Genomic DNA, 1,181 nt, shown 5'->3' with positions numbered 1-1,181 from the left:
TCGCCCCCACAAAAGCGCGGTTCTTCCGCCTCACTTCCTCGGCTTGGCCCTTGCCCTCGGCTCGGCCACCAGCGGGTCATCCGGCCAGCAGCTTGGTAGCCCGGATGAAATCCGGGGAATGCCCGCACCATCGCTCCCGGATTGCATCCGGGCTACAGGTTCAAACCTGTGCGGTTCTCCCGCCTCACTTCCTCGGCTTGGCCCTTGCCGTCGGCTCGGCCACCAGCGGGTCGTCCGGCCAGTAGTGCTTGGGATAGCGGCCCTTGAGGTCCTTTTTCACTTCCGCGTAGGTGTTGCGCCAGAAGCTGGCCAGGTCCTGGGTGACTTGCACCGGGCGCTGGGCTGGGGAAAGCAGGTGCAGCTTGACGCCCTGGCGGCCGCCGGCGATGCGCGGGGTATCGGCCAGGCCGAACAGCTCCTGCAGCCGCACCGCCAAAACCGGCATGTCCTCGCTGTAGTCCAGGCGGATGCGCGAGCCGGATGGCACTTCCAGGGTGCGTGGCGCGAGTTCATCGAGGCGTTGCGGCAACGGCCAGGGCAGCAGGCCCTGAAGGATGCCGGACAGGTCGAGATTGGCGAAATGGCTGAGGCGGCTGACCTTGCCCAACCAGGGTTGCAGCCAGTCTTCCAGGCCGGCCAGCAGGGCGGCATCGGACAGGTCCGGCCATTGGCTTTCCCCCTTGTCGACCAGGTCCAGGCGACGCAACAGCGCGACCCGCGCCTGCCATTGGCGCAGTTCCGGGGTCCAGGGCAGCAACTCCAGCCCCTTGCGCCGCACCAGGCCGAGCAGCGCTCGCGAGCGTGCAGCTTCATCCAGCGCGGCCAGGGCCTCGCGGGCCAGCACCAGCTCACCGACCCGCAGCTGGCGCTCGGCGCGCAGCACGCCTTCGCGCTCGTCCCAATCCAGCAGGTCCTGGCGGCTCACCTGTTCGGCGAGGGGCCCGTCGAACAACGCGGGGTCCAGGTCTGCCGCCAGGTAGATGCGCTCCTCGCGCTGACCCTGGCGGCTGCCGAGATCGGCGATCACCAGCCAGGGTTCCTTCATCAGTGCGTCCGGCTCGCCGAAGCTGGCGGCGCGACCATTGGCCAGGCGGTAATCGGCACCGCCGGACCGGCGCTGCTGGGCGATGCGGTCCGGGTAGGCGAAGGCCAGCAGGCAGCCGAGCCAGCGCGGGTGATCC

General features: G+C 69.2%; 1 protein-coding gene. It reads right to left on the bottom strand.

Features of this window, described 5'->3' with window-relative positions:
* Positions 1 to 184: 184 nt before the first annotated feature.
* Positions 185 to 1,181, bottom strand: a 997-nt coding sequence (locus E8F11_RS09635) for an ATP-dependent helicase C-terminal domain-containing protein (protein ID WP_280288617.1), incomplete at its 5' end; no start/stop codon positions are given.

The sequence above is a fragment of the Pseudomonas sp. BN417 genome (assembly GCF_029871205.1).
Lineage (GTDB): Bacteria > Pseudomonadota > Gammaproteobacteria > Pseudomonadales > Pseudomonadaceae > Metapseudomonas.
This window is presented reverse-complemented; position numbering and strand designations above follow the sequence as displayed.